This window comes from Streptomyces sp. BBFR51, assembly GCF_044591655.1.
GTDB lineage: Bacteria > Actinomycetota > Actinomycetes > Streptomycetales > Streptomycetaceae > Streptomyces.
This window is the reverse complement of record NZ_CP172448.1, coordinates 2,738,471-2,763,093: the sequence shown is the minus strand read 5'-3', so window position 1 is coordinate 2,763,093 and position 24,623 is coordinate 2,738,471. Positions and strand designations below refer to the sequence as shown.

Annotated in this window: 15 protein-coding genes, 3 tRNA genes and 1 pseudogene; 9 read left to right on the top strand and 10 right to left on the bottom strand. The window is 73.5% G+C overall.

The window, feature by feature from the left end; genetic code table 11:
* The first annotated feature begins 133 nt into the window (after window positions 1-133).
* The 5 genes and pseudogenes from ACGH7X_RS12610 to ACGH7X_RS12590 all read left to right on the top strand — a co-directional run bounded on the left by ACGH7X_RS12610 (window position 134) and on the right by ACGH7X_RS12590 (window position 7,081).
* On the top strand, window positions 134-967 hold the full coding sequence (locus ACGH7X_RS12610) for a sirohydrochlorin chelatase (protein ID WP_399884710.1): 834 nt from the start codon (window positions 134-136) through the stop codon (window positions 965-967).
* A gap of 38 nt (window positions 968-1,005) precedes the next feature.
* Complete coding sequence (locus ACGH7X_RS12605) at window positions 1,006-2,277, top strand: deoxyguanosinetriphosphate triphosphohydrolase (RefSeq protein ID WP_399884708.1); 1,272 nt, start codon at window positions 1,006-1,008, stop codon at window positions 2,275-2,277.
* Window positions 2,278-2,448: 171 nt separating this feature from the next.
* A complete protein-coding gene (locus ACGH7X_RS12600; RefSeq protein ID WP_399884706.1) occupies window positions 2,449-3,714 on the top strand; it encodes an NAD(P)/FAD-dependent oxidoreductase in 1,266 nt (421 codons plus the stop codon).
* 47 nt (window positions 3,715-3,761) lie between these two features.
* On the top strand, window positions 3,762-5,696 hold the full coding sequence (dnaG, locus tag ACGH7X_RS12595; protein ID WP_399884704.1) for a DNA primase: 1,935 nt from the start codon (window positions 3,762-3,764) through the stop codon (window positions 5,694-5,696).
* A gap of 120 nt (window positions 5,697-5,816) precedes the next feature.
* Window positions 5,817-7,081 (top strand): annotated as a pseudogene (locus tag ACGH7X_RS12590) (RNA polymerase sigma factor).
* Window positions 7,082-7,203: 122 nt separating this feature from the next.
* Here ACGH7X_RS12590 and ACGH7X_RS12585 read toward each other — a convergent pair.
* The 4 genes from ACGH7X_RS12585 to ACGH7X_RS12570 form a co-directional block, all read right to left on the bottom strand.
* Window positions 7,204-9,132, bottom strand: a complete 1,929-nt coding sequence (locus ACGH7X_RS12585; protein WP_399884702.1) for an ABC transporter ATP-binding protein — start codon at window positions 9,130-9,132, stop codon at window positions 7,204-7,206.
* Window positions 9,132-10,865, bottom strand: coding sequence for an ABC transporter ATP-binding protein (locus tag ACGH7X_RS12580; protein WP_399884699.1), 1,734 nt, complete (start codon window positions 10,863-10,865; stop codon window positions 9,132-9,134). Before ACGH7X_RS12580 ends, ACGH7X_RS12585 begins: the two co-directional genes overlap by 1 nt.
* Before the next feature lie 142 nt (window positions 10,866-11,007).
* Entirely contained in the window at window positions 11,008-12,462 is a 1,455-nt protein-coding gene (locus tag ACGH7X_RS12575) for an FGGY-family carbohydrate kinase (protein WP_399884697.1), read from the bottom strand.
* 66 nt (window positions 12,463-12,528) lie between these two features.
* Complete coding sequence (locus ACGH7X_RS12570) at window positions 12,529-12,834, bottom strand: YtxH domain-containing protein (RefSeq protein ID WP_217166718.1); 306 nt, start codon at window positions 12,832-12,834, stop codon at window positions 12,529-12,531.
* Window positions 12,835-12,982: 148 nt separating this feature from the next.
* Here ACGH7X_RS12570 and ACGH7X_RS12565 point away from each other — a divergent pair.
* The 4 genes from ACGH7X_RS12565 to ACGH7X_RS12550 all read left to right on the top strand — a co-directional run bounded on the left by ACGH7X_RS12565 (window position 12,983) and on the right by ACGH7X_RS12550 (window position 14,496).
* A tRNA-Asn gene (locus ACGH7X_RS12565) sits at window positions 12,983-13,055 on the top strand.
* 5 nt (window positions 13,056-13,060) lie between these two features.
* Window positions 13,061-13,133: transfer RNA gene (locus tag ACGH7X_RS12560), tRNA-Asn, on the top strand.
* A 178-nt stretch (window positions 13,134-13,311) separates the two neighbouring features.
* Window positions 13,312-13,385, top strand: a tRNA-Ile gene (locus ACGH7X_RS12555).
* A 217-nt stretch (window positions 13,386-13,602) separates the two neighbouring features.
* Entirely contained in the window at window positions 13,603-14,496 is an 894-nt protein-coding gene (locus ACGH7X_RS12550) for a lysostaphin resistance A-like protein (protein ID WP_399884695.1), read from the top strand.
* Between the two features lie 94 nt (window positions 14,497-14,590).
* On the opposite strand, the gene ACGH7X_RS12545 is transcribed toward ACGH7X_RS12550, so the two are convergent.
* The 6 genes from ACGH7X_RS12545 to ACGH7X_RS12520 all read right to left on the bottom strand — a co-directional run bounded on the left by ACGH7X_RS12545 (window position 14,591) and on the right by ACGH7X_RS12520 (window position 24,567).
* Window positions 14,591-14,737, bottom strand: a complete 147-nt coding sequence (locus tag ACGH7X_RS12545) for a hypothetical protein (RefSeq protein WP_399884693.1) — start codon at window positions 14,735-14,737, stop codon at window positions 14,591-14,593.
* A 78-nt stretch (window positions 14,738-14,815) separates the two neighbouring features.
* Window positions 14,816-15,520, bottom strand: coding sequence for an ANTAR domain-containing protein (locus ACGH7X_RS12540; RefSeq protein ID WP_399884691.1), 705 nt, complete (start codon window positions 15,518-15,520; stop codon window positions 14,816-14,818).
* Window positions 15,521-15,718: 198 nt separating this feature from the next.
* Window positions 15,719-17,143 (bottom strand): GAF domain-containing protein, encoded by a 1,425-nt coding sequence (locus tag ACGH7X_RS12535; protein ID WP_399884689.1) that lies wholly within the window; start codon window positions 17,141-17,143, stop codon window positions 15,719-15,721.
* A 28-nt stretch (window positions 17,144-17,171) separates the two neighbouring features.
* Window positions 17,172-18,251, bottom strand: a complete 1,080-nt coding sequence (locus ACGH7X_RS12530; RefSeq protein ID WP_399884687.1) for a rod shape-determining protein — start codon at window positions 18,249-18,251, stop codon at window positions 17,172-17,174.
* Window positions 18,252-18,418: 167 nt separating this feature from the next.
* Window positions 18,419-23,542 carry an SAV_2336 N-terminal domain-related protein gene (locus tag ACGH7X_RS12525; RefSeq protein ID WP_399884685.1) on the bottom strand — a complete coding sequence of 1,708 codons (5,124 nt, stop codon included), beginning with the start codon at window positions 23,540-23,542 and terminating at the stop codon, window positions 18,419-18,421.
* Window positions 23,542-24,567: an AAA family ATPase gene (locus ACGH7X_RS12520; RefSeq protein WP_399884683.1), complete on the bottom strand. Its 1,026-nt coding sequence runs from the start codon at window positions 24,565-24,567 to the stop codon at window positions 23,542-23,544. Before ACGH7X_RS12520 ends, ACGH7X_RS12525 begins: the two co-directional genes overlap by 1 nt.
* Window positions 24,568-24,623: the final 56 nt, after the last annotated feature.

Here is a 24,623-nt window from a genome sequence, read left to right as displayed (position 1 = left end):
ACCAGGGACGTCCGGGCGCGCCGTCCGGTTCGCCGTACGCTCACACGCGGCGGACCTCGCACCGCGGCCCGACGGAAAATCCCCGTGACATCCACGCAACGCAAAGGCAACGTGCCACCGCCACCCTCGGTGCATGACGGCGACGACAGTGATGAGCAAGAGGAGCACAGCGGCCACCGGCGGCACACCCGCCCTGGTCCTCGTCGCCCACGGCAGCCGCGACCCACGCGCGCTGAGCACCGTACGGGCCCTCCTCGACCGGGTCCGCGCCCTGCGCCCCGCCCTGCCGGTGCACCTCGGGCACATCGAGCTGAACGCGCCCCTGCTGCCCGACACGCTGGCAGCCCTCGGTGACGGGGAGGCCGTCCTGGTCCCGCTCCTCCTCAGCCGCGGTCACCACGTGGGACGCGACATCCCCGAGATGGCTGCCGAGTCCCCGGCCCGCACCCGCGTCGCCGCCCCGCTCGGCCCGCACCCCCTCCTCGTGGACGCCCTCCAGGACCGTCTCCTGGAGGCCGGCTGGCCCGCCCACGCGGGGCCGGACCACGCCGTCGTCCTCGCCTCCGCCGGCTCCCGGGCCCCGGACTCCGCGGCCGACACCGCCCGCACGGCCACCCTCCTCGCCGCCCGCCTGGGCGTCCCCGTACTCCCGGCCTACGCCTCGGCGTCGTCCCCGACGGTCCCGGAGGCGGTACGCGCCCTCACGGCCCGGGGCCACCGTCGCGTGGCCGTCGCCTCCTGCTTCACGGCCCCGGGCCGCTTCGCGACGGAGTGCGCGGCAGCGGCCCCGTGGATCGCGTCGGCCCCCCTGGGCACCCATCCGGCGATGGCACGCCTGCTGCTGCACCGCTACGACAGCGCTGCCGAAGGGGCGCGGGCGGTCTCGAATCGCGGCTCCGCCGAGCGGGCGCGACCAGCCACGGCGGGCCCCGCACCCGCCCGACAACCCCGCCCGGCACACGCGTAGGCCCCCACCTGTCACACCTTCCGCTTACTGTTCATGACATGGAAGGCGCCGCACCCCCCACCCCGTACGACCCCACGTCAGTCGCCCGCTACGCCCCGGAACCGGACAAACGCCCCGGTCGCACCGCCTTCCAACGCGACCGCGCCCGCATCCTGCACTCCGGCGCCCTGCGCCGCCTCGCCGGCAAGACGCAGGTCGTGACGCCGGGGGAGGGCAGCCCCCTCTGGGACGCCAGCCCGCGCACCCGCCTCACGCACTCCCTGGAATGCGCGCAGGTCGGCCGGGAACTCGGGGCCGCCCTCGGCTGCGACCCGGACCTCGTCGAGGCGGCCTGCCTCGCGCACGACCTGGGACACCCGCCCTTCGGGCACAACGGCGAACAGGCGCTCAACGCGTTCGCCGAGGACTGCGGCGGCTTCGAGGGCAACGCCCAGTCGCTGCGGCTGCTCACCCGCATCGAGCCCAAGCGGTTCACCGAGGACGGCTCCGTCGGCCTCAACCTCACCCGGGCCACGCTCGACGCCGCGACCAAGTACCCCTGGCCCCGCGGCGCCCACCCCACCGACCCGGCCTCGCCCAAGTTCGGGGTCTACGACGACGACCGGCCCGTCTTCGAGTGGCTCCGCGAGGGCGCCCCCGGTGCCCGCACCTGCTTCGAGGCCCAGGTCATGGACTGGGCCGACGACGTGGCGTACTCGGTGCACGACGTCGAGGACGGCCTGCACGCCGGCCACATCGACCCGAACTGCCTGCTCGCCGACCCCGAGCGCGAGGCGGTCTTCGAGGCCGCCGTCGGCCGGTACGTCCCCGTCGGCACCGACCACGCCGAACTCGCCGCCGCCCTCGACCGGCTCCTCGCCCAGGACTGGTGGCCGCACGGGTACGACGGCTCGGCCGTCGCCCAGGCCCGGCTCAAGGACGCCACCAGCCAGCTCATCGGCCGCTTCTGCCTCGCCGCCGAGGCCGCCACCAGAGCCGCCTACGGTGGCGGCCGGCTCACCCGGTACACCGCCCAGCTGGTCGTCCCCCGGGAGACGCACCTGGAGTGCGCCGTCCTCAAGGCGGTCGCCGTCCGGTACGTCATGCAGCGCACCGAGCAGGAGGCGCTCCGCGCCGACCAGCGGATCGTCGTCGCCGAACTGGCCGAGGCGCTCACCGCCCGCGCCCCCGACGGCCTCGACCCGCAGTTCCGCGCCCTGTTCGACGCGGCCGGCGACGACCGGGCCCGCAAGCGGGTGATCGTCGACCAGATCGGCTCCCTCACCGACGCCTCGGCCCGCTCGCTTCACGCCCGGCTGACGGGGCATTGATGACACTGGCGACGGGACGGGTGTGATCCGACAGGCCCCAGGGGCCCCGAACGCGGCACGTGCGCGCCGAAACGCGCCACTCCGTGGCCTGATCGGGTCACTCCCCCTTCCCGCACCACGCCACGTGCGGGACGCTCGCATGTGGCGGAACCCTGACGAGGAGGCAAACAAGTGGTCGACGCGGATCAGACATTCGTCATCGTCGGAGGCGGCCTGGCCGGCGCGAAGGCGGCCGAGACACTCCGCACGGAGGGCTTCACCGGCCGGGTGATCCTCATCTGCGACGAACGCGACCACCCCTACGAGCGCCCGCCGCTGTCCAAGGGCTACCTCCTCGGCAAGGAGGAACGCGACAGCGTCTTCGTGCACGAACCCGCCTGGTACGCGCGGCACGACATCGAGCTGCACCTCGGCCAGACCGTCGTCGCGATCGACCGCACCGCCAAGACCGTCCACTACGGCGACGACGGCACCCACGTCAGGTACGACAAGCTGCTCATCGCGACCGGCGCCGAGCCCCGGCGCCTCGACGTCCCCGGCACCGACCTCGCCGGCGTCCACCACCTGCGCCGCCTCGCCCACGCCGAACGCCTCAAGGGCGTCCTCTCCTCCCTCGGCCGGGACAACGGCCACCTCGTGATCGCCGGCGCCGGCTGGATCGGCCTGGAGGTCGCGGCGGCGGCCCGCGAGTACGGGGCGGAGGTCACCGTCATCGAGCCGGGACCGACCCCGCTGCACGGCGTCCTCGGCCCGGAGCTGGGCTCCGTCTTCGCCGAGCTGCACGAGTCGCGCGGCGTCCGGTTCCGCTTCGGCGTGAAGCTGACCGAGATCGTCGGCCAGGACGGCATGGTGCTGGCCGCCCGCACCGACGACGGCGAGGAGCACCCCGCGCACGACGTGCTCGCCGCGATCGGCGCCGCACCGCGCACCGCGCTCGCCCAGGCCGCCGGGCTGGAGATCGCCGACCGCGCCCAGGGCAGCGGCATCGTCGTGGACGCGAACCTGCGCACCTCGGACCCCGACGTCTACGCCGCAGGCGACGTGGCCTCCTTCCACCACGCACTCTTCGACACCAGCCTGCGCGTGGAGCACTGGGCCAACGCCCTGAACGGCGGCCCGGCCGCGGCCCGCGCGATGCTCGGCAAGGATCTCGCCCACGACCGCGTGCCCTACTTCTTCACCGACCAGTACGACCTGGGCATGGAGTACTCCGGCTGGGCGCCGGCGGGATCGTACGACCAGGTGGTGATCCGCGGGGACGCGGCGAAGCGGGAGTTCATCGCCTTCTGGGTCAAGGAGGGCCGGGTGCTGGCCGGGATGAACGTCAACGTGTGGGACGTCACGGAGCCGATCCAGCAGCTGATCCGCTCGAAGTCCCCGGTGGACACGGAGGCACTGGCGAACCCGCGCGTATCCCTCGAAAGCCTCGTCGCATAGCTGTCGGTCCGTCCGAGCATGTCGGTGCCGCCCCGTAGACTTCACGCGTGGCAGGACGGATCAACGACGAGGACGTGAAGGCGGTACGGGACGCGGTCCCGATCGACGCCGTCGTCTCGGAGTACCTCCAGCTGCGAGGCGCCGGGGGCGGCAACCTGAAGGGGCTGTGCCCCTTCCACGACGAGAAGTCGCCGTCCTTCCAGGTCAGTCCGAGCAAGGGGTTCTTCCACTGCTTCGGCTGCCAGGAGGGCGGCGACACCATCACGTTCGTGATGAAGATCGACCACCTCACCTTCTCGGAGGCGGTCGAGCGCCTGGCCGGCCAGGCCGGCATCACCCTGCGTTACGAGGAGGGCGGGTACAACCCCGCCCACCAGCGCGGTGAGCGCATCCGCCTGGTCGAGGCCCACAAGATCGCCGCCCAGTGGTACGCGGAGCAGCTGGCGAGCGGCCCCGAGGCCGACACCGGCCGCGCCTTCCTCGCCGACCGCGGTTTCGACCAGGCCGCCGCCGAGCACTTCTCCGTCGGCTACAGCCCCCAGGGCTGGGACCACCTCACCCGCTTCCTGCGCGGCAAGGGCTTCAGCGACAAGGAGCTGCTGCTCTCCGGGCTCGCCCAGGAGGGCCGCCGCGGCCCCATCGACCGGTTCCGGGGCCGGCTGATGTGGCCCATCCGCGACATCGGCGGCGACGTCGTCGGCTTCGGCGCCCGCAAGCTCTACGAGTCGGACAACGGCCCCAAGTACCTGAACACCCCCGACACGGCGATCTACAAGAAGTCCCAGGTCCTGTACGGCATCGACCTCGCGAAGAAGGACATCGCGAAGGCGTCCCGCGCCGTGGTCGTCGAGGGCTACACGGACGTCATGGCCTGCCACCTGGCCGGCGTCACCACGGCCATCGCCACCTGCGGCACGGCCTTCGGCGGCGACCACATCAAGATCCTGCGCCGCCTGCTCATGGACAACGGCTCGGCCCGCGTGATCTTCACCTTCGACGGCGACGCGGCCGGCCAGAAGGCGGCCCTGCGCGCCTTCGAGGACGACCAGAAGTTCGCCGCCGAGACCTACATCGCCATCGCGCCCGACGGCATGGACCCCTGCGACCTGCGCCTGGCCAAGGGCGACGACGCGGTCGCCGACCTGGTCGAGCCGCGCACCCCGCTCTTCGAGTTCGCGCTGCGCCAGATCGTCGGCCGGTACGACCTGGACACCCCGGCCGGCCGCGCCTCCGCCCTGGACGAGGCCGCCCCGGTCGTCGCCCGGATCAAGAACAGCGGGGCGCAGCACGAGGTGGCCGTGCAGCTCGCCGGCATGCTGGGCATCCTCGACACCCAGTTCGTGGTCAAGCGGATCGGCCAGCTGGCCCGCTGGGCCCGCGACCGCGGCGGCAAGGGCCCCGCCCCCGACCGGCAGCAGCGCGGCAGCGGCGGCGCCCCGCAGCAGTACGCCGGCCAGGCCGGTCCCGGCCCCCGGGGCGGCCCGGCGCTCAACCTCCGCAACCCGGTCTTCGCCACCGAGCGCGAGCTGCTCAAGCTCGCCCTCCAGCGCCCCGAGCTGGTCTCCCCGGCCTTCGACGCGTACGGCGTCGACGAGTTCACCGCCCCGCCCTACACCGCCGTACGCGAGGCGATCCTGGAGGCCGGCGGCGCCGAGTTCGGCGTCCAGGACCCGCACGACTACCTGGTCCGGGTCCGCGACGCCGCCCCCGACGACGCCGTCCGCGCCATGGTCACCGAACTCGCGGTCGAGGCGATCATGCTCCACCGGGGCGTGAAGGACGTCGACGAGGTCTACGCGGGCGCCCAGCTGGTCACCGTCCGCCGCCGCGCCGTCGAGCGCCGCATCCGCGACATCACCGGCCGCCTCACCCGCCTCTCCGGCCACGGCGACCCCGCCGAACTGGCCGCCGTACAGAACGAGCTGTGGGTCCTCCAGCAGTACGACCAGACCCTGCGCGAACACGGCGCCGCCGCGCTCTAGAGGCGGCCGCGCCGGCACCCGTGTGAACACCCGCGGGTAACCCGTCGGTCACGGCCCGGACGCAAAAAGTCACCGCACGCCCCTCGTGGCGGCGATGTGTCGTACCCCACACTGGGGGCGGTGCCCTGGGGCCCGTCCCGGCGGTTCGCCGGTCCCCGCGGCCGCGTTCGACGCGAGCGGGACGGACAGCGGCGAGCCAGCCGACTCCGTCCCCGAAGTACCGCCGCCGGCCCCCGCCGGCCGCGTCCATCCTGGAGGTCGCCCCCGTGCAGACCCAGACCCTCACCCAGACCGACACCAGTACCGGCGGCGCGGAGCCGGACGCGGAGCGCGGCGTCCTCGTCGCGATGCCCGCGCAGCCCGGTGCGGTGCCGGCCGTGCACCACCCCGGCGACCCGGACCCCGACCCCGCCGACCCCGTGGTCGCTCCCGACTCCGCCGGACCGCCGCCGCCCACCCGCACGGAGTCCGGCGGGCCCTCCTCCGACCTGTTCCGGCAGTACCTGCGCGAGATCGGCCGGATCCCGCTGCTCACCGCGGCCGAGGAGGTCGACCTCGCCCGGCGCGTGGAGGCCGGGCTGTTCGCCGAGGAGAAGCTGCGGCGCACCCCCGACCTGGACAGCCGCCTCGCCCTCGACCTCGACCGGCTCGTCGTCCTGGGGCGCCTCGCCAAGCGGCGGCTGATCGAGGCGAACCTGCGGCTCGTGGTGTCGGTGGCCAAGCGGTACGTCGGACGCGGGCTGACCATGCTCGACCTGGTCCAGGAGGGGAACCTGGGGCTGATCCGGGCCGTGGAGAAATTCGACTACGCCCGGGGCTACAAGTTCTCCACCTACGCCACCTGGTGGATCCGCCAGGCCATGTCCCGTGCCCTGGCCGACCAGGCCCGCACCATCCGCGTCCCCGTCCACGTCGTGGAGCTGATCAACCGGGTCGTCCGCGTGCAGCGCCGCATGCTCCAGGAACGCGGCTACGAGCCGACTCCGCAGGAGGTCGCCGCCCACCTGGAGCTGCCCCCCGAGCGGGTCGGCGAGGTGCTGCGCCTGGCCCAGGAGCCGGTCTCGCTGCACGCCCCGGTCGGCGAGGAGGACGACGTCGCCCTCGGCGACCTGATCGAGGACGGCGACGCCGCCAGCCCCGTCGAGACGGCCGCGTTCCTGCTGCTGCGCCAGCACCTGGACGCGGTGCTCTCCACCCTCGGCGAACGCGAACGCAAGGTCGTCCAGCTCCGCTACGGCCTGGTCGACGGCCGCCCCCGCACGCTGGAGGAGATAGGCCGCATCTTCGGCGTCACCCGGGAACGCATCCGCCAGATCGAGTCCAAGACCCTCAACAAACTCCGCGACCACGCCTACGCGGACCAACTCAGGGGCTACCTGGAGTGAGCCGGGGCCCCGCCGCCGCTGCGGGCAGTCGTGCCGCTGGGGCGGCACGGGTGGGCGGTGGGGGCACCTCCCGCTCGAGCGAAGCCGAGAGTGGGGGAGGCACCCCGACGCCGGGCAACCCCTCAGTCCACCTCCGCCACCGCCTGCGCGAACTGCGCCTTGTACAACCGCGCGTAAGCACCATCGGCAGCCAGCAGCTCCGAGTGCGCCCCCTGCTCCACGATCGCCCCGTCCTCCATCACCAGAATCGTGTCCGCGTCCCGGATCGTCGACAGCCGGTGCGCGATCACGAACGACGTCCGCCCGTGCGCCAGCTTCGCCATCGCCTTCTGGATGAGCACCTCGGTCCGCGTGTCCACGGACGACGTCGCCTCGTCGAGCACCAGGATCACCGGGTCGGACAGGAACGCCCGCGCGATCGTGATGAGCTGCTTCTCACCCGCGCTCACCCCCGTGCCCTCGTCGTCGATCACGGTGTCGTAGCCGTCGGGCAGCGTCCGTACGAACCGGTCGGCGTGCGCGGCCCGCGCGGCCTCCTCGATCTCCCCGCGGGTGACCTTCCGGGACGCCCCGTACGCGATGTTCTCCGCGATGGTGCCGCCGAACAGCCAGGTGTCCTGGAGCACCATGCCGATACCGGCCCGCAGCTCGTCCCGGGACATCTTCGCTATGTCGACGCCGTCCAGGGTGATCCGCCCGCCGGAGACCTCGTAGAACCGCATCAGCAGGTTGACCAGCGTCGTCTTGCCCGCCCCCGTCGGACCGACGATCGCGACCGTGTGACCCGGCTCCACCTTCAGCGACAGGTCCTCGATCAGCGGCTTCTGAGGGTCGTAGCGGAACGACACGTGCTCCAGCTCCACCCGCCCGAGCAGGTCCTCCGGCCGGGCGCCCGGGATCGGGTCCGCCGACTGCTCCTCGGCGTCCAGCAGTTCGAAGATCCGCTCCGCCGACGCGACGCCCGACTGCACCAGGTTCGCCATCGACGCGACCTGCGTCAGCGGCATCGAGAACTGCCGGGAGTACTGGATGAAGGCCTGCACGTCACCGATGGACAGGGTGCCCGAGGCCACCCGCAGGCCGCCCACCACGGCGACGAGGACGTAGTTCAGGTTGGACACGAACATCATCAGCGGCTGCATGATCCCGCTGTTGAACTGCGCCTTGAACCCCGCCTCGTACAGGGCGTCGTTCTGCTCGGCGAACTGCTTCGCCGACTCCTCCTGCCGCCCGAACACCTTCACCAGCGCGTGCCCGGTGTACATCTCCTCGATGTGCGCGTTCAGCTGCCCCGTCGAGCGCCACTGCTGCACGAACTGCGGCTGCGACCGCTTGCCCACGCGGGTGGCCACCACGAACGACAGCGGCACGGTCACCAGGGCGACCAGCGCCAGGATCCAGGAGACGTAGAACATCATGGCGAGCACGCCGATGATGGTGAGCAGCGAGTTGATCAGCTGGCCCATCGACTGCTGGAGCGTCTGCCCCATGTTGTCGATGTCGTTGGTCGCCCGGGACAGCACCTCGCCGCGCTGGCGCTTGTCGAAGTACGACAGCGGCAGCCGGGACAGCTTCGTCTGCACGTCCTCGCGCAGCCGGAACATCGTCCGGTTGACCGCCCGGTTCACCAGCCGCGTGGCCACCGCCATGAGGAGTCCCGCCACCGCGAACGTGGCCAGCGCCAGCAGCAGCACCTCGCCGACCGCACCGAAGTCGATGCCCTGGCCCGGGGTGAAGTCCGTGCTGCGGAGCATGTCGGCGACATTGCCGTCGCCGCGCTCCCGCATGGAGTCCAGGACCTGCTCCTTCGTGGCCCCCGAAGGCATGTCCCGCCCGACGATGCCCGCGAAGACCAGGTCGGTGGCCCGGCCCAGGATCTTCGGTCCGACCACGTTGAGGCCGACGCTGACGACGACGCACGCCAGCAGCGTGAACAGGGTCGCCCGTTCCGGCCGGAACTGCGCCAGGAGCCGTTTGGTCGACCCCTTGAAGTCCATCGAACGCTGGTCGGGTCCCGCCCCGGCCATCATCCGCCCCGCAGGACCCGCCATCAGGCAGCCTCCGCTTCCGTCAGCTGGGAGAGCACGATCTCCCGGTAGGTCACGTTGTCCGTCATCAGCTCGTGGTGCCGGCCCACGCCGACCACCCGCCCCTCGTCCAGCACGATGATCCGGTCCGCGTCCCGGATGGTCGCCACCCGCTGGGCGACGATCACCACCGTCGCCTCGGCGGTCTCCCGGCCCAGCTCGGCCCGCAGCGCCGCGTCGGTGGCGTAGTCCAGGGCGGAGAAGGAGTCGTCGAAGAGGTAGATCTCCGGGCGCTGGACCAGCGTCCGCGCGATGGCGAGCCGCTGCCGCTGGCCACCCGACACGTTCGTGCCGCCCTGCGAGATCGGCGCGTCGAGGCCGCCCTCCAGCTCCGAGACGAAGTCCTTGGCCTGTGCCACCTTCAGCGCGTGCCACAGCTCCTCGTCCGTGGCGTCCGGATTGCCGTAGCGCAGATTGGTCGCGACGGTCCCCGCGAAGAGATACGGCTTCTGCGGGACCAGGCTCACGACCTTGGCCAGCGTCTTCGGGTCCACGGTCCGCACGTCCACCCCGTCGACCAGGACCTGGCCGTCGGTGGCGTCGAAGAGCCGCGGGACCAGCCCCAGCAGGGTCGACTTGCCGCTGCCGGTCGAGCCGATGACGGCGGTCGTCTCGCCCGGCTTGGCCACCAGTTCGATGTGCCGGAGCACCGGCTCCTCCGCACCGGGGTAGCGGAAGCCCGCCCCCCGGATCTCCAGATGCCCGTGCCGGCGCAGCTGCGTGACCGGCGTCACCGGGGGCACCACGCTGCTCTCGGTCCCCAGGACCTCCTGGATGCGCTCGGCGCACACCTCGGCGCGCGGCACCATCATGAACATGAAGGTGGCCATCATCACGGACATGACGATCTGCATCAGATAGGCGAGGAACGCGGTCAGGTCGCCGATCTGCATCCCGCCGCTGTCGATCCGGTGGGCGCCGAACCACACCACCGCGATCGACGACAGGTTCACCACCGTCATGACCACCGGGAACATCAGCGCCAGCAGGTTGCCGGTGCCCAGCGCCACCTCGGTGAGGTCGGCGTTGGCCTTCCGGAAGCGCTGCTGCTCGTACTCGTCGCGCACGAAGGCGCGGATGACGCGGTTGCCGGTGATCTGCTCGCGCAGCACCCGGTTCACCGTGTCGAGACGTACCTGCATGGCCCGGAACAGCGGGCGCAGCTTCCGCACGATCAGCGTCACGCAGACCGCCAGCACCGGCACGACCCCGACCAGCACGCCGGACAGCGGAACGTCCAGACCGAGCGCCATCACGATGCCGCCCACGCACATGATCGGCGCCGACACCATCAGCGTGAACGTCATCAGGGCCAGCATCTGGACCTGCTGCACGTCGTTGGTCGTCCGGGTGATCAGCGAGGGCGCGCCGAAGTCGCCGACCTCGCGCGCCGAGAAGGACTGCACCCGGTCGAAGACGGCACCCCGCACGTCCCGGCCGAGGGCGGCCGCGGTGCGCGCGCCGTAGTAGACGGCCCCGATGTTGCACACCACCTGGGCCAGCGAGATGCCGATCATCACGGCGCCGTAGCTCAGGATGTAGCCCGAGTCACCCTTCACCACGCCCTCGTCGATGATGTGGGCGTTCAGGGTCGGCAGGTAGAGGGAGGCGCAGGTCTGCAGGAACTGCAGCGCCACCAGCAGGGCGATGGGTTTCTTGTAGGGCCTGAGATAGGCCCGCAGGAGTCGTATGAGCACGCTGTGTCTCTCGGAGTCGGCGACGAGGGCGGCGGTTGGTTGCCCTTGGCCCCTATCGTCGAACACTCCACCCGCGTTACCTCAACCGATTAACCCAAGAGCGCGGCAAATTCCGGCCTACGAGCGGTACGGGCCCCCCGCGTCACACGCGCAGCGCGCCCGGATGGGTCTGCTCGCGCACCGACACGAACTGCTGGCGCACGGCCTGCCCCACCGCCAGCTCCTCGCCCGGCTCCAGCACCTGCGCGACCGCGCCCTGCCAGACGGGGGGAGTGCGCGGGTCGAGCGTGCCCTGGGAGGCGCCCAGCGCCCAGGCCGCCTGCCGGGCCGAGCCGATCGCCGCGTAGTCCGCCGGCTGCGGTACGACGACCTGCGTCCCGAACAGCGCGGGCGCCGCCGCCTGCACCGCCGGCAGCTCGGCCGCCGCGCCCAGCAGGAACACCCGCCGCACGTCCACGCCCCGGCCGCGCAGCACGTCCAGGGCGTCGGCCAGACCGCACAGCATGCCCTCGAACGCGGCCCGCGCCAGATGCTCCGGCCGCATCGACTCGCGCCGCAGGCCGGCCAGCGTGCCGGCGGTGTGCGGCAGGTTCGGCGTGCGCTCACCCTCCAGGTAGGGCAGGAACACCAGCCCGTGCGAGCCGGGCGTCGACTTCATCGCCAGCTCGGACAGGCTTTCCAGGTCCGGCATGCCGAGCAGTTCGGCGGCGCCGCGCAGGGTCCGTACGGCGTTCAGGGTGGTGACGACGGGCAGGTGCATGCCGGTGGCGTCGGCCAGCGAGGTGATCATGCCGTACTGGTCGACCAGCGCCTCGGGGTGCACGGCCATCACGGACCCGGACGCGCCCAGTGACACGACCGCGTCCCCGAGCCCGATCCCGAGCCCGAAGGCGGCGGCCTGGGTCTCACCGGTCCCGGCGGAGATCAGCAGCCCCTCCGGCGTCGTACCGGCCGCCTCGGCCGGGCCGATCACCTCCGGCAGCATCACCTGGTGCCCGAGCGCCAGCTCGACCAGGTCGGGCCGGTAACCGCCGGTCGCCGCGGACCAGTAGCCGGTGCCGGAGGCCCCGCCCCGGTCGGTGGTCCGCCTGACCGGCCGCCCGAGCAGCTGCCACACCAGCCAGTCGTGGGCCTGGAGGAGTACCGCGGTCCGCGCGGCGGCCTCGGGTTCGCTCCGGGCCAGCCAGCGCAGCTTGGTCACCGGCTGCGCGGCCTGGGGCACCGAGCCCACGGCCTGCGCCCACGCCTCACGCCCGCCGAGGGCGTCGATCAGGTCGGCCGCGGCCACCTGGGAGCGCTTGTCGCCGCCCACCATGGCCGGGCGCACGGTGTTGCCCTGCGCGTCCAGCGGCACGACCGAGTTGGCCTGCGCCGACACGCCGATGGCCTGCACGCCCTCGAGCAGCCCACCGCCGGCCGCCTCCCCTAGGGAGAGCAGCCAGGCCTGTGGATCGACGTCTGAGGGCCGGCCCCCGCCCTCGGGGCCCTCCAGCGGGTGCGGTGCGTAGCCCTGGCGCAGCACGGCACCCGTGTCCGAATCGCAGACGACGATACGAGTGAAATCGGGCGAACTGTCCAACCCGGCGACTATCCCCATACCCGAAATTCTGCCGCACCGGGAAAGGTGTACGTACCCGGTGGGGGCAGGAGCCGGGCAGGAGCCTCAGGTGTTGCTGGTGCCCCAGTCGTCCGGACCACTGCCGTTCGTGCCGCGTTCCCGCAGCGAGCGGACCCGGTGGGCCACCGAATCGGGCATCCGGTCGCCGACCTTGTCACTCACCACGTGGTACGCCTTGTCGGCGAAGTGCCTGCCCTGCTGGGCGGCCGACTCGGCGGTGTTGCGCACGGCCGGGTTCTGCGAGACCTGCCGTGCGGACTTCCGCAACTGCTCGTATCGCTCGCGCCCGGCCTTGGTGCCGAGCACGTAACCCACCGCTAGTCCGACGACGAACGTGAGCCGGTAACGCATGGCGGCCACCCTTCCCTTCACTGGCTCCGGGGTGCTGGAGACTACCGATTGGCGGAGCACCCCCCTGCTTGCGCTAATGTATGTGTCGCAGCGAGCGCGCGCCCCCTGGCGAATACCCAGGCAGACGCGTTCGATGCGACACCGACATTCCTCGGTAGCTCAATTGGCAGAGCAGCCGGCTGTTAACCGGCAGGTTACTGGTTCGAGTCCAGTCCGGGGAGCTCGGTCCTCCGTAGCTCAATTGGCAGAGCAGCCGGCTGTTAACCGGCAGGTTACTGGTTCGAGTCCAGTCGGGGGAGCATGGTGAACGAGGACCCCTTGGGGGGTCCTTTTTCATGCCCGGGAACCGCGCGGCACGCTGCGGAGTCCTCAAGGTCATGAAGGCAGCCGTGGTGGCCGACCATCCGAGGCAGGAGATCGTATGAGCGGCTATGCTGCGGCAGACGGCGCGCACACGTGTACGCGACACGCCGCTATGGGGCGGTAGCTCAGCCGGTTAGAGCAGCGGACTCATAATCCGTCGGCCGTGGGTTCGAGTCCCACCCGCCCCACTCAGCAACCCCAGGCAGAATCGATCTGACCTGGGGAAACGTGTTTTCGGGGGCGTTTTTTGCGTGCGGCGGACGCCACAGTGGCGACGGTCCTGTCCCCCGTGCGAGCTACCGGCAAGTGTCCACTCCGGTGGGATGTCGCCGCGCGGTCCGGTTCCTAATCTCAGTCGTGTCGCAGGCAGTCGCCTCGACAAACCGGCTGAGAGGGACGAACGGCATGACCAGCACGGGCAGTTTGGAGCACATCTCCCAGCAGGACGGACTTTCTGACGGCCGTCGCCGGTTGCGCACGTTCCGGTTCCCGGTTCTCCTGCTCGCGATGATCGGTGTGATGGCGGCGGTCGCCGGGATCAACCAGCTGGTCGCGCCCCTCCCGTTCCTCGCGCTGCCGGTGGGCGTCGGCCTCGCGGTCGCCGGTGTGGCCTGCTACCGCCGGCTGTGCCGCACCGTCGAGCAGCGGCCCGTTTCCGAACTCGCGAAGACGGGGCAGTGGTCCCTGATGAGGCGCGGGGCACTGCTCGGGTTCGGCGCGTTCACCGGCCTGATGCTGCTGATCGGGATGTTCGGTGGCTGGGAGGACCTGTCCTGGGGCTCCTTCGGCGGGCTCATCGGCACCGCCGGAATGATGGCGGGCGTCGCGGTCACCGAGGAGGCACTGTTTCGCGGGGTCCTGTTCCGCATCATGGAGGAACGTGCCGGCACCGTGATCGCTCTGGCCGTGTCCTCGGTGCTGTTCGGCGCGACGCACCTGGTCAACACCAACGCGACGCTGTGGGGCGCGCTCTCGATCGCCCTGACCGGCGGAGTCATGCTGTCCGCCGCCTACGTCGTGACCCGCTCGCTGTGGCTGCCGATCGGCCTGCACTTCGCCTGGAACTTCACCCATGCCGGCATCTTCGGTGCCGTGCTCTCCGGCTCGGACACGGCGCCCCACGGCCTGCTGGACACCACGCTGTCCGGCTCGTCGCTGCTGACCGGGGGCACGTTCGGACCGGAGGCCAGCCTGCTGGCACTGCTGGTGTGCCTGGTGCCCACGGTCCTCCTGCTGCGGCATGCCGCCCGCACCGGCCAGATCATGCGCCGCCCGCGGTCCGTCAAGGTCTCCGCCTGACACCCCGCACCTCCGGTGCCGATTTCTCACCCGGCGGACGTCGTCACCCACGGCGTCCGCCGAACGCCGTTCCCGGGCTTTCACAAGGCCTCGGTCACCGGCCTTCCGTTTCCTCCACGACGTTCTCGTTCTCGTCGTCGCGTTCGCCCTCCGCCTGGGAGGGAGTGGTGTGCGGCACGTCCGGGGTGTCCGGCTCGTCGTCGCGTTCGCCCTCGGCCTGGGACGGGGTCGGTTCGGTCATCGTGGTGCCTCCTCCTGCCGGGCGGTCGCGGCCCGAGTACCCCCTGAGAGGCCGGCACCACCGGACGCGTCCGCCGGCTCAGCGTCCGAGGCGGGCCACGGCCGTCCGCAGGGCCGTGCGCACCTCGGCCGGCGGCGGCGGGCCGTCGCCCTCGGTGCTGGCGGTGACGGCGGCGGCGACCTCGCGCAGCTTCGTGTTGGACAGCTGGGAGGCCTCCCGCAGGATGTGCCACGCCTCGTCCGACGTGCAGGCGTGCAGCGCCATGAGCACGCCCCGCGCCTGGTCGATGACGGGGCGGGAGGCGATGGCCCGGCGCAACTGGGCCACCTCCTCCTGGAGGACGTGCAACCGCTCGGCGGGTGCCGCGGGTGCCGCGGGTGCCGCGGGTGGCTCGGATGCCGCGGGGGGCTCGGGCGCGGGCTCCGGTCGGGGGGCCGTGGTGCCGAGGGGGCGGGCGGTGTCCAGACCCGCCAGCTCCAGGATGCGCAGCGGCTGGCCGCGCCAGTTCGTCACCGTCACCGGCACCGCCTGCCGGTGGCTGTAGCCGCCCAGCTGGTCCAGGAAACGCAGCCCGGCCGTGTCCATGAACACCACGTCGCCCATGTCCAGGTCGACCCGGTCGACGTCGGCGGGCAGCGCGGCCAGGGCCTCGGCGAGGATGTCCGCGCACCCGTGGACGAGTTCACCCCGCGGGACGAGCAACGCCCGGCCGGCGTCCACCCGGCCGTCGACGGCCAGGGTGGCCGGCTCGCCCGCCGGGCGTGGTGGTGCCGCTGGGGTCATGTCACCGCCCTGTCCGTCCGTGTCGGTCGGTCTCCGACAGGCGTTCGCAAACGCTGTCCGTGCACCTGCCCGTCGCCGGAGCGACTACACCCCGGGGCGGGGAATGACCGGCCCACGGATGGGTAAAGGCGCGGTCCGCGCATCGCGGCACGCTTCCCCCTCCTGCCCCTCCCGCCCCCTAGTGACCCTCCCGCCCGCTCACAGCGGGGACCACCACGTGACCGTCGTCCCCTGCCCCTCGTCCCCGCCGGTACGGCCGTCGTCGAAGACCGTCAGGCGCACCCCGTCCCGGTCCCCGGGTGCCGTGGCGGGCGTGTCGACGGTGACCTCGACGCGGGAGACGTCCGGGCGGGCGGACGCGTCGGCCAGGGCGTGGCGCAGGGCGGCGAGGAGGGGATCGGCGACCCGGTCGGGTACGCGGGTGTCGACGGCGCCCCTGAAATGCGTGGACGGCGGGAATCCGAGCCGCGGCGCGGCGGACGCGGTCTCGCGCAGCACCCGGCCGCGCAGCCCGGTCGGCGGGTCGGCCGGGGACTGCTGCAACGCGAAGATCGCCGTACGGACCTCCTGGACCGTGGAGCGCAGCTCGTCCCCCGCCCGTACGAGGATGTCGCGCACGTCCCGCGCACCCGGCCTGCGCTGCGTGGACTCCAGCATCATGCCGGTGGCGAACAGCCGCTGCACCACCAGGTCGTGCAGGTCCCGGGCGATGCGGTCACGGTCCTCGTAGACCGCGAGCCGCTCCCTGCCGCGCCGGGCGTCGGCCAGGACCAGGGCGAGCGCGGCCTGCGAGGCGAACTGCGTCGCGAGCAGCCGTTCCAGGTCCGTGTACGGGCGCTCCCCGCGGCGGCGGGGCAGGGCGAGGGTGCCGATCAGCCGGCCGCTCGCCTGGAGGGGCAGCATCATGCTCGGCCCGAACCGGTGCCGTACGTGCGTCGTCATGCGCGGATCGGTCGCCGAGTCCGCGATGAACACCGGTTCGCCGCCGAGGAGTTGCTCCAGGACGGGGCTGCCCGGCTCGATGGTCGCGCCCACGATGCCGTCCGGGTCGTCGGGCGTCGAGGCGGTCACGATCTCCATGCCGCCCTCGGCGGTCGGGTGGAGGATGACGCCCGCGGAGGCGCCGGCGAGCAGCCGGGCCCGTTCGGCGACCGTCGTCAGCGCGTCGACGGCGCCCTCCTCGGTGAGCAGCGCGGTGGTGACGGCCGCCGCGCCCTCGATCCAGCGCTCGCGCTGCCGGGCCGTCTCGTACAGCCGGGCGTTGCCGATCGAGATACCGGCCTGCGTGGCGAGGACCCGCAGCAACTGCTCGTCCTCGACCGTGAACGGGCCGGCGCCGGGCCGCCCGGCCAGCCACAGCTCCCCGAACTCCTCGTCGTGCACCAGGATCGGCACCCGCAGCCGCGCTGCCGTCTCCGGTACGGGGTCCGGGCCCGGGGTGCGGATCTCGGCCAGGCCGCCCTCGCCGGGGTCGGCGACGGTCAGGGCCGCGCAGCCGGCGTCGGTGAGTTCGGCGGCGCCGTCCACGATGTGCCGCAGGACGGCGCGCAGATCGAGGTCGGTGCCGACGCCCAGGACGGCTTCGAGGAGACGGGTCAGCCGGGGCGGGGGCTGTGCGGTCATCCGGGCGGTTCCCGACGCGGGTCCTGGATCAGTCGGAGTCGGAGTGGGAGTCGGAGCCGGCGTCCGAGGTCGTCGGGTGCAGCACGAGCGGCTCGACCCGGCCCTCCAGCATGCTGCCGAGCCCCTGGACCGCGCACACGTCGGGCCGCTCGGCGATGTGCACCGGCATGCCCGTGGCCTGACGCAGCATCTGGTCGAAGCCCGGCAGCAGCGCGCTCCCGCCGACCATCATGATCCCGCGGTCGGCGAGGTCCGCGACCAGGTCGGGCGGGCAGTCCCGCAGCACCTTGCCGATGCCGTCGAGCACGGCCGTCAGCGGCGTCTGGATGGCGTTGCGCACGGTGGCGGTGTCGACCCGCACACTGCGCGCGAGGCCGGTCGCCACGTCCCGCCCGTGGATCTCGGTGGACGCCGGTCCCTGCGGGGTCAGCCCGTTGCCGGACAGGGCGAGCTGCAGCGGACGTACCGACTGGCTGGGCAGCACCAGCTCGTGCTGGTGGCGCAGGAGCTGCACGATCGCGTGGTCCACGGCCTCGCCGCCGACCGGGATGCGTACGGCGGTCACGATCGAGCCGAGGGAGAGCACCGCGACCTGCGTGGCGTGCGCACCGCACACCATGATCATGGTCGCCTCGGGCTGTTCCACGGGCAGTCCGCAGCCGACCGCCGCCGCGATCAGCGTGTCGACGAGTTCCACCCGGCGCGCGCCGAGCCCGACCAGCGTCTCGATCGCCGCCCGCTGGGACAGCGGATCCGCGTCGTGCGGGGTGCACACGGCGGCGCGCAGGCGGGGCTTGCGGCGCAGGGCGCGGCGGATCTTGTCACCGAGCAGGTGCCGCAGCATGCGCTGGGCCATCTCGATGTCGACGACCGTGCCGCCGGAGACGGGCCGCACCACGCGGATGTAGCCGGGGGTGCGGCCGGTCATCTTCTCCGCGAACTCGCCGACCGCGATGAGCGCTCCGGTGCGGGTGTTGATCGCCGCGGCGGACGGCTGGTCCACGACGAGCCCGACACCCTTCACGTACACGCGGGTCCGTGCCGCGCCCAGGTCGACGGCGAAGTGGCAGCGGCGCAGCTGCTCCAGACTGGCGGTACTGGCGGTCATTGGCAGATCCTCCCGAGAGCGCGGACCGTGCGGGGCCGCCCGGTGGCCGGCCTCCTAGGGCTCGATCGTGCGCGGCGGCGGGGCCGGGCGCCCGCTGGAGGGGGCCGGGCGGGGGGCCGCTGAATGGGGGTGGGCGGTCGGCGCGGCCGGTGGGCCGGTGCGGTGGCTCAGCGGTTCTCGGCCGCCGTCAGCAAGGGGCGCAGGTCCGGTACGAGGAGTGCGTCGGGGTCCGCCGCGGTCAGCTCCCGCCGGACCCGTTCGCCGGGCCAGTGGCCGATGAACGGCAGACCGGCCGCGCGGGCGGCGGACTGCTCGGCGGCCGACGAGCCGACCAGCACACAGTCACCGGCGGGGGCGTCGAGCCGCTCCAGCGCCCGGTGGAGGACGTCCGGGTCGGGCATGAGGCGGGTGAGGTCGGCGCCCCGGCCGTGCGCGCCGCCCGGCAGGGCGTCCAGCAGACCGCGTCGTCGCAGGTACGCGGTGACCGGCTCGGGGGCGCGGTCGGTCACCACGGCGGTGGGCACGCCGCGGGTGCGCAGCGCCTGCACCAGCCGGTCGGCCAGGGGAACCGGCCGCGCGGTGCGGGCCGCCCGCGCCTCGTGCCGGTCAAGCCGCACCCGCACCTCCGGAGCGAGCCGGTGGCCGGCGAGCGCCCGGACGAAGTCGAGAGTGCCGGCGTATCCGTCCGTCGTGACCCGCGGCAGCGGCACCCCGGCCGGCGCGTCCTCGGGATCGCGCTCCTCGACGAAGAGCCGTGCGATGTCCAGGAGCACCTCGCGCTCCGCTCCGGGCCGGTACAGCCGGGCCACCACGTCGTCGAAGCCGAGGAGCACGCAGCGGGCGCCGGCGATCAGGTCCGCGGGTGAGTGCGCGGCGGGGCGGGGCCGGGGCGCGGCGGGAGCGGGGGTGCGGCCCCGCCGGAAGACGGTCCAGACGGCCCGGTAGCCGGGCGCCTCGATCTCGTCGAGATCGAACGTGCGACCGTCCCGGAACGCGGCGAGCGGCTCCCTGGTCAGCTCGGCGACCAGCTCACGCAGGTCGGTGGTCCGGTTGCGCACGGCCGCCACCGGGTCCTCGACCTGCCAGGTCGCCTCGATGTCGCCCACGCCCGTCTCGAGCCGGTGCTCGGTCAGGTCGACCTCGAAGTACTGCCAGCCCGCACGGGACCGGGCGGAGGCGGACCGGACCGGTTCGGAGTCCGGCAGGGCGAGCGTGCCGTCGGGCAGCCGCAGGACGACGGCCCGGGAGGCGTCGCGCGGGACGGGGAGCCGCCCGTCGGGCGGCATCGGGAACGGACCGCTCACGGCCCCGCCGTCCGACGCCGGCGCCGCCGGGGCCCCGGCATCCTCGACCAGGCGGTACCAGCCGGTGTCGTCGGGCAGCGGTCGGAAGAGGTCCGGCGGGAAGGCGGGTCCGTACTGTCCCTCCTCGCACACCTCGTCGTCGTACAGGGAGTCGGAGACGGCGACGACCGCCTGCGCGGGGGAGGCGTCCAGGACCGCGCCGACCGACTCGGTGTCGGCGCGGAAGGACTGCTCTCCGGTCCCGTCCAGCCGGAACTCGACCTGCCAGAACTCCACCCGCAGCCGCAGGCCGCCCAGGCGTGCCAGCAGCCCGGGCAGAGCCTGCACGGTCGACCTCAGAAGCGGGGCCGCCTCCGCCCTCGGCGCCAGCAGCACGAGCAGGCCGCCGTCGTCGTCCAGGAGTTCGTGGGCGGCACCGTCCATCCCGCTGTCGGCCAGCAGGTCCGTGACCACGCCGTGCAGGGCCGCGCGGGCGTCGCGGTCCACCGGGCCGTCGGCGAAGGCGTAGCGGGCGCAGCCGCGGAAGTCGGTGTCGAGGTCGTCCCCCGTCTCCTCCTCTTCTTCTTCCTCCTCTTCCGCTTCTTCTTCCTCCTCTTCCGCCGCCGCCTCGCGCGCCTCTCCCCCGTGCGCCCCTTCCCCGTACGGCGGGGCCTGCGCGGCGTCCCGGTCCGCGCCGTCGTCCGGTCGGCCTCCCCACGCGGCGGCCCCGGCGAGCATGTCCTCCCGCGTCTCCTCGGAGGGTTCCTCCGGCTCCTCCAGCAGGGGCACCCACGGGCCGTCCTCGGTGGCGAAGGGGCCCTCCGGCAACTCGTCCGGCGCGGACACGGCGGATGCGGATCCGTCCGGGTCCTGCCGCCGCTGCTCGTACTCCGGCCACGGCGCGTCGTCCACCGGCCCGGCGTGTTCCTCGCGCAGCTCCCGGCCCAGCGCCGACAGGGCCGGACTCCGTCCCCCGGACAGCTCGTACTCCTCGTACACCTCCAGGGCCTCCTCGCCCCGGCCCTGGCGGCGCAGCGCGATCAGGTACAGGCGGCGGAAGTCCTCCCGGTGCGGGTGGGCGCGCAGCAGGCCGGCCAGTTCGGTGGAGGCCCGGTCGTACTCGCCGAGTGCCAGGTCGAGTTCGGCGCGCTTGGTGTGCAGGGCGAGCCGGAGCCGCAGCAGGCGGGTCCGGGCGGTGCGGGCAGCGGGGCCGGGCACGTCGGCGAGGGGCTCGGCGTCGCGCCACAGCGACAGCGCCTCGGTGACCAGGCCGTGCGCCTCGGTGAGCGCGTCCTCGGGACCGGCCGCGTCGGCGCGCCGTACCAGCTCGTCGCAGCGCACCAGGTCCACGTCGTCTGCGCTGGTGTGCAGGGCGTAACCGTGGGCCGCCTTCGCCAGGACACCCGGGCCCAGGAGGTCCGCCAGGCGCGTCGCGAGCAGGGTCACCTCGGACCGCGGGTTGCGGGGCTCGTCGCCCGGGTCCCACAGCCCCCACCGCAGCTCCTCGTGCGTCACCGTGCGGCCGTGCTTGAGCAGCAGCATCGCGAGCAGCGCGCGTACGTCCGGGGCCGGGCGGGGCGAGCCGTCCGGGAGGTCGACCCGCAGCGGACCCAGGGCGCGGTACCGGCGCGGCTCGTACGCCTCGCTTGCCCGGGTGAGCAGCCGCGGGTCCGCGAGCAGCTCAAGACCCTGGGACTGTGTCGCCGACGAGGTGGACAGCAGCTGGTCGAAGGCGTGCGCGTAGTGGATGCGCAGGTCGGCGGGGAGCCGGTCCAGGCGGCGGGAGTCGATCGGGACGGTCGGGTGCGAGGCCCCCGACGTCAGGTGCAGCATGAGGGCGCACAGGCCCCTCAGGTCCGCGGAGCGACCGGCCGGGCCCGAGGCCCGAGCCGGTTCGAAGAGGCTGAGCACGACCGTGCCGTCCGGCATCAGGACCACCCGGGACGCCTCCAGAGCGCCGTGCGCGACGCCCGCCCGGCGCAGGGCGGTGAGCGCCCGTGCCAGCTGTGCCCCCACCGACACCGTCAGCGGCAACGGCAGCCGCCGGCCGCCCGACCGGGCGAGGGTGCTGAGCGCTATGCCGTCGAGCTGCTCCATGACGACGTACGGCACGTCGTCCTCGATGCCGGCGTCAAGGACGGTCACCACGTTCGGGTGGCTGATCCGTGTCAGACGGCGCGCGTCCCGCAGGAACGCCCGGCGCGAGGCGGGGTCGGTGTCCGTGTCGTGCAGCCGGATCGCCACCGTCCGGTTCGTCCCGTTGCCCTCCGCCAGCCACAACCTGCCGGTCGGTGCGAGCCGGCGCGTCGGCCGGTAGCGCGCGCCCAGGGCGGCCGGGAAGGGCGACGGGGCCGCGGGGCGCTCCGGCACGGACAGCTGCCGGGCGCTCTCCTGGCTGATCGTGGCGAACGACTCGTTCGCGTCGGCCCGTTCGGTGCCCTCCCGGGAGGGAATCAGCGCGCGGAACTCGCCGGGCGAGCGCCCCGCCCGTTCGTCGATCAGGCCGCCGGTGCGCAGCAGCAGGTCGTGGGTGCGGTTGCGGGCGGTGCGGGGCAGCCCGCGCAGGAGGAGCTCGCGCACGCCGGGACGGAAGGCGTACGAGCCGGGCGGCCCGGCGACCGTGGTGAGCAGTCCGCTCAGGATGACCTCGGCCAGATGCTGGGGCCGCGGGTCCGGCTCGACCGCGGCCTGCACCAGCCGCATCACGGGCAGGTCGGGGCGCCCGAGCGCGAGATGACCGGCCAGGCGGTAGGCCTGCGGGGAGGCGCTCGCGCGAAAACGCAGGACGAGTTCCTCGGCGGACAGCCGCGCGACGTCGGTGCGGTCGTCGGCGTCGGCCGGCAGCGGGCGGTCCAGCGCGGCGGCCGCGCCCGGGTACGCGGCGCCGCCCGGACTCGCCACCAGTGCGGCCCAGTTCGCCAGCCACTCGGGTCCCGGCTCGAGGACGGGGACGTGCACGGCGGCCCCGGGGGCCGGGGGCGCGGTGCCGTCGTACGGCGTGAAGGCGAGCGAGGCGCTGGGCGCGGCCCGGTGCGGGGCCGACAGCCGGCCCGGGACCGGCGGCAGGGCGGTGTCCCGCCACAACTGCTCGGGCAGCGGCTGGAGGACCGCCAGCGGCGTGCGGTGCGCCCAGCGGCGCAGTGTGCCGAACCACCGGGTGCCGGCCGGGCCCTCGCGCCACTGCGGCCCCATGCAGTCGCTGATCAGCAGCATGACCGTACGGCCGTCGGCGGGGGCCTGGGCGCCGTCGCCGCGGACGGTGCCGTCGGGTTCCGCGCGGTGCAGGGTGACGGTGCGGAAGACGCCCGACTGCGCGAGCGCGGCGTGCAGTTCGCGCACCAAGGGCTGCCAGACGGGCATCGTGGGGCCCGCGTCGTGCACCAGGTGCAGACGCAGCCACCGCTCCCGTACGGGGCGCAGTACCGGCAGCCACCATTCGGGGCCGACGCCGAGGCGCGCGATGCGGTCGGCGGTCGCGGACTCGTCCACCTCGTGGCCCACGGGCGCGTCGCTGCGGCGTTTCAGCGGCCGCAGGGAACGCTGAAGCGCCAGCGTGTGGCGCAGCATCGGCGGGGCGGGCGCGAGCAGGGCGCTGTGCGGCTGGGCCGCCGAGGCGCCCGGGGCGGAGGCCGGGGACGGCAGGCGCAGCGGGGTGCGGGACGCCTCGGACGCGGGAGGGGCGTCCACCGGCCGGTCGGCGCGGGGCCGGTGCCCCGGCCCCTGTCCCCGGTCTCGCCGCTCCCCGCCCCGGTCTCGCCGGTCGTCCCGTGTGTCCCGTTCCCGGTCCGGTTCCGGTGCCGCTTCGGGGGTGGGCGCCGTCGGCTCCGCGGGATGCGTCCCGGGCGCCGGACCGCCCGGCGGGTCCTGGGCGGGGGGTTCCATCTGCCCGGCCAGCCACAGGAGTTCGGCCAGCTCCAGCGGGGTCGGGCGGACGCCGGAGGCCGCCCGGCCGAGGATGTCGGCCAGGCGGGGCAGCGGTTCCGGCGAGCCGGGGCGGTCGGTGGGCATCAGAAGGCGTCGGCCTGCGGGGACCTGCCCAGGTACGGCATCAGCTGATCGGCCAGCTCGTCCAGGGAGTCGGTGCCGAGCCCGGAGGAACGGGCCAGGTAGATGGCGTTGAGCAGCTGGTCGGTGGCCAGTTCGCCGCTGCCCACCCGGGACAGGAACCGGTGGATGAGCTGATGCGCGTACCCGTCGGGCTCGCCCAGGTGGGCGCGGACGATCTCGGCGAGGTGGTCGTCGTCGGGCTGCCGCAGGCGCAGCGAGACGCAGCGGCGCAGGAAGGCGGGCGGGAACTCCCGCTCGCCGTTGCTGGTGAGGACGACGAAGGGGAAGGCCTTGCAGCGGACCCGGCCGCGCTCCACCGGCACCCGCTGGTCGGTGCCGTCGATCAGGACCTCGGCGTGTCCGTCGGGGGTGTCCCGGGAGGCCCGCACGAGTTCCGGGATCTCGTACTGACCCTCCTCCAGGGCGTGCAGCAGGTCGTTCGGCAGGTCGAGGTCGCTCTTGTCGATCTCGTCGATGAGCAGGGCGCGCGGGCGGGCGTAGGGCAGCAGGGCGGTGCCGAGCGGGCCGAGCCGCAGGTGGTCCTCGATGCCCCTGGCGGCCGCCGGGGCGTCCGGCTGCTGCGTGGCCTGGCGCGCCGCGTACAGCCGGGAGAGCGGATCGTAGGTGTAGAGGCCGTCGCCCAGCGTGCTGCGGCTGGTGATGTTCCACCTGAGGACCGGGCCGAGCCGCAGTTCACGGGCGACCGCGTAGGCGAGGGACGACTTCCCGGTGCCGGGCGGTCCGGTGACCAGCAGCGGACGTCGCAGGTACAGGGCCGCGTTGACCAGTTGCACCGTGTCCGCGGTGGCCTGGTAGGTCGCGGCGCGGTGGGCGCGGTCGGGCGAGGCGGCCGGGGTGTCGCCGTCCTCGGCGGGCGGGTCGAGCACGGGAGCGCCGTCGAAGGCCCGCCAGGGCGGGGGCGGCGGGAGCTTCGTGATGCCGTCGTGGGGGGCCGGCGCGCCGGTGTAGACGGGCCACAGGGACATGGGTTCTTCTCTCCGAGCGATCGGTACGGCGGGCGGTTCGGCGGGCGGGACGGCGG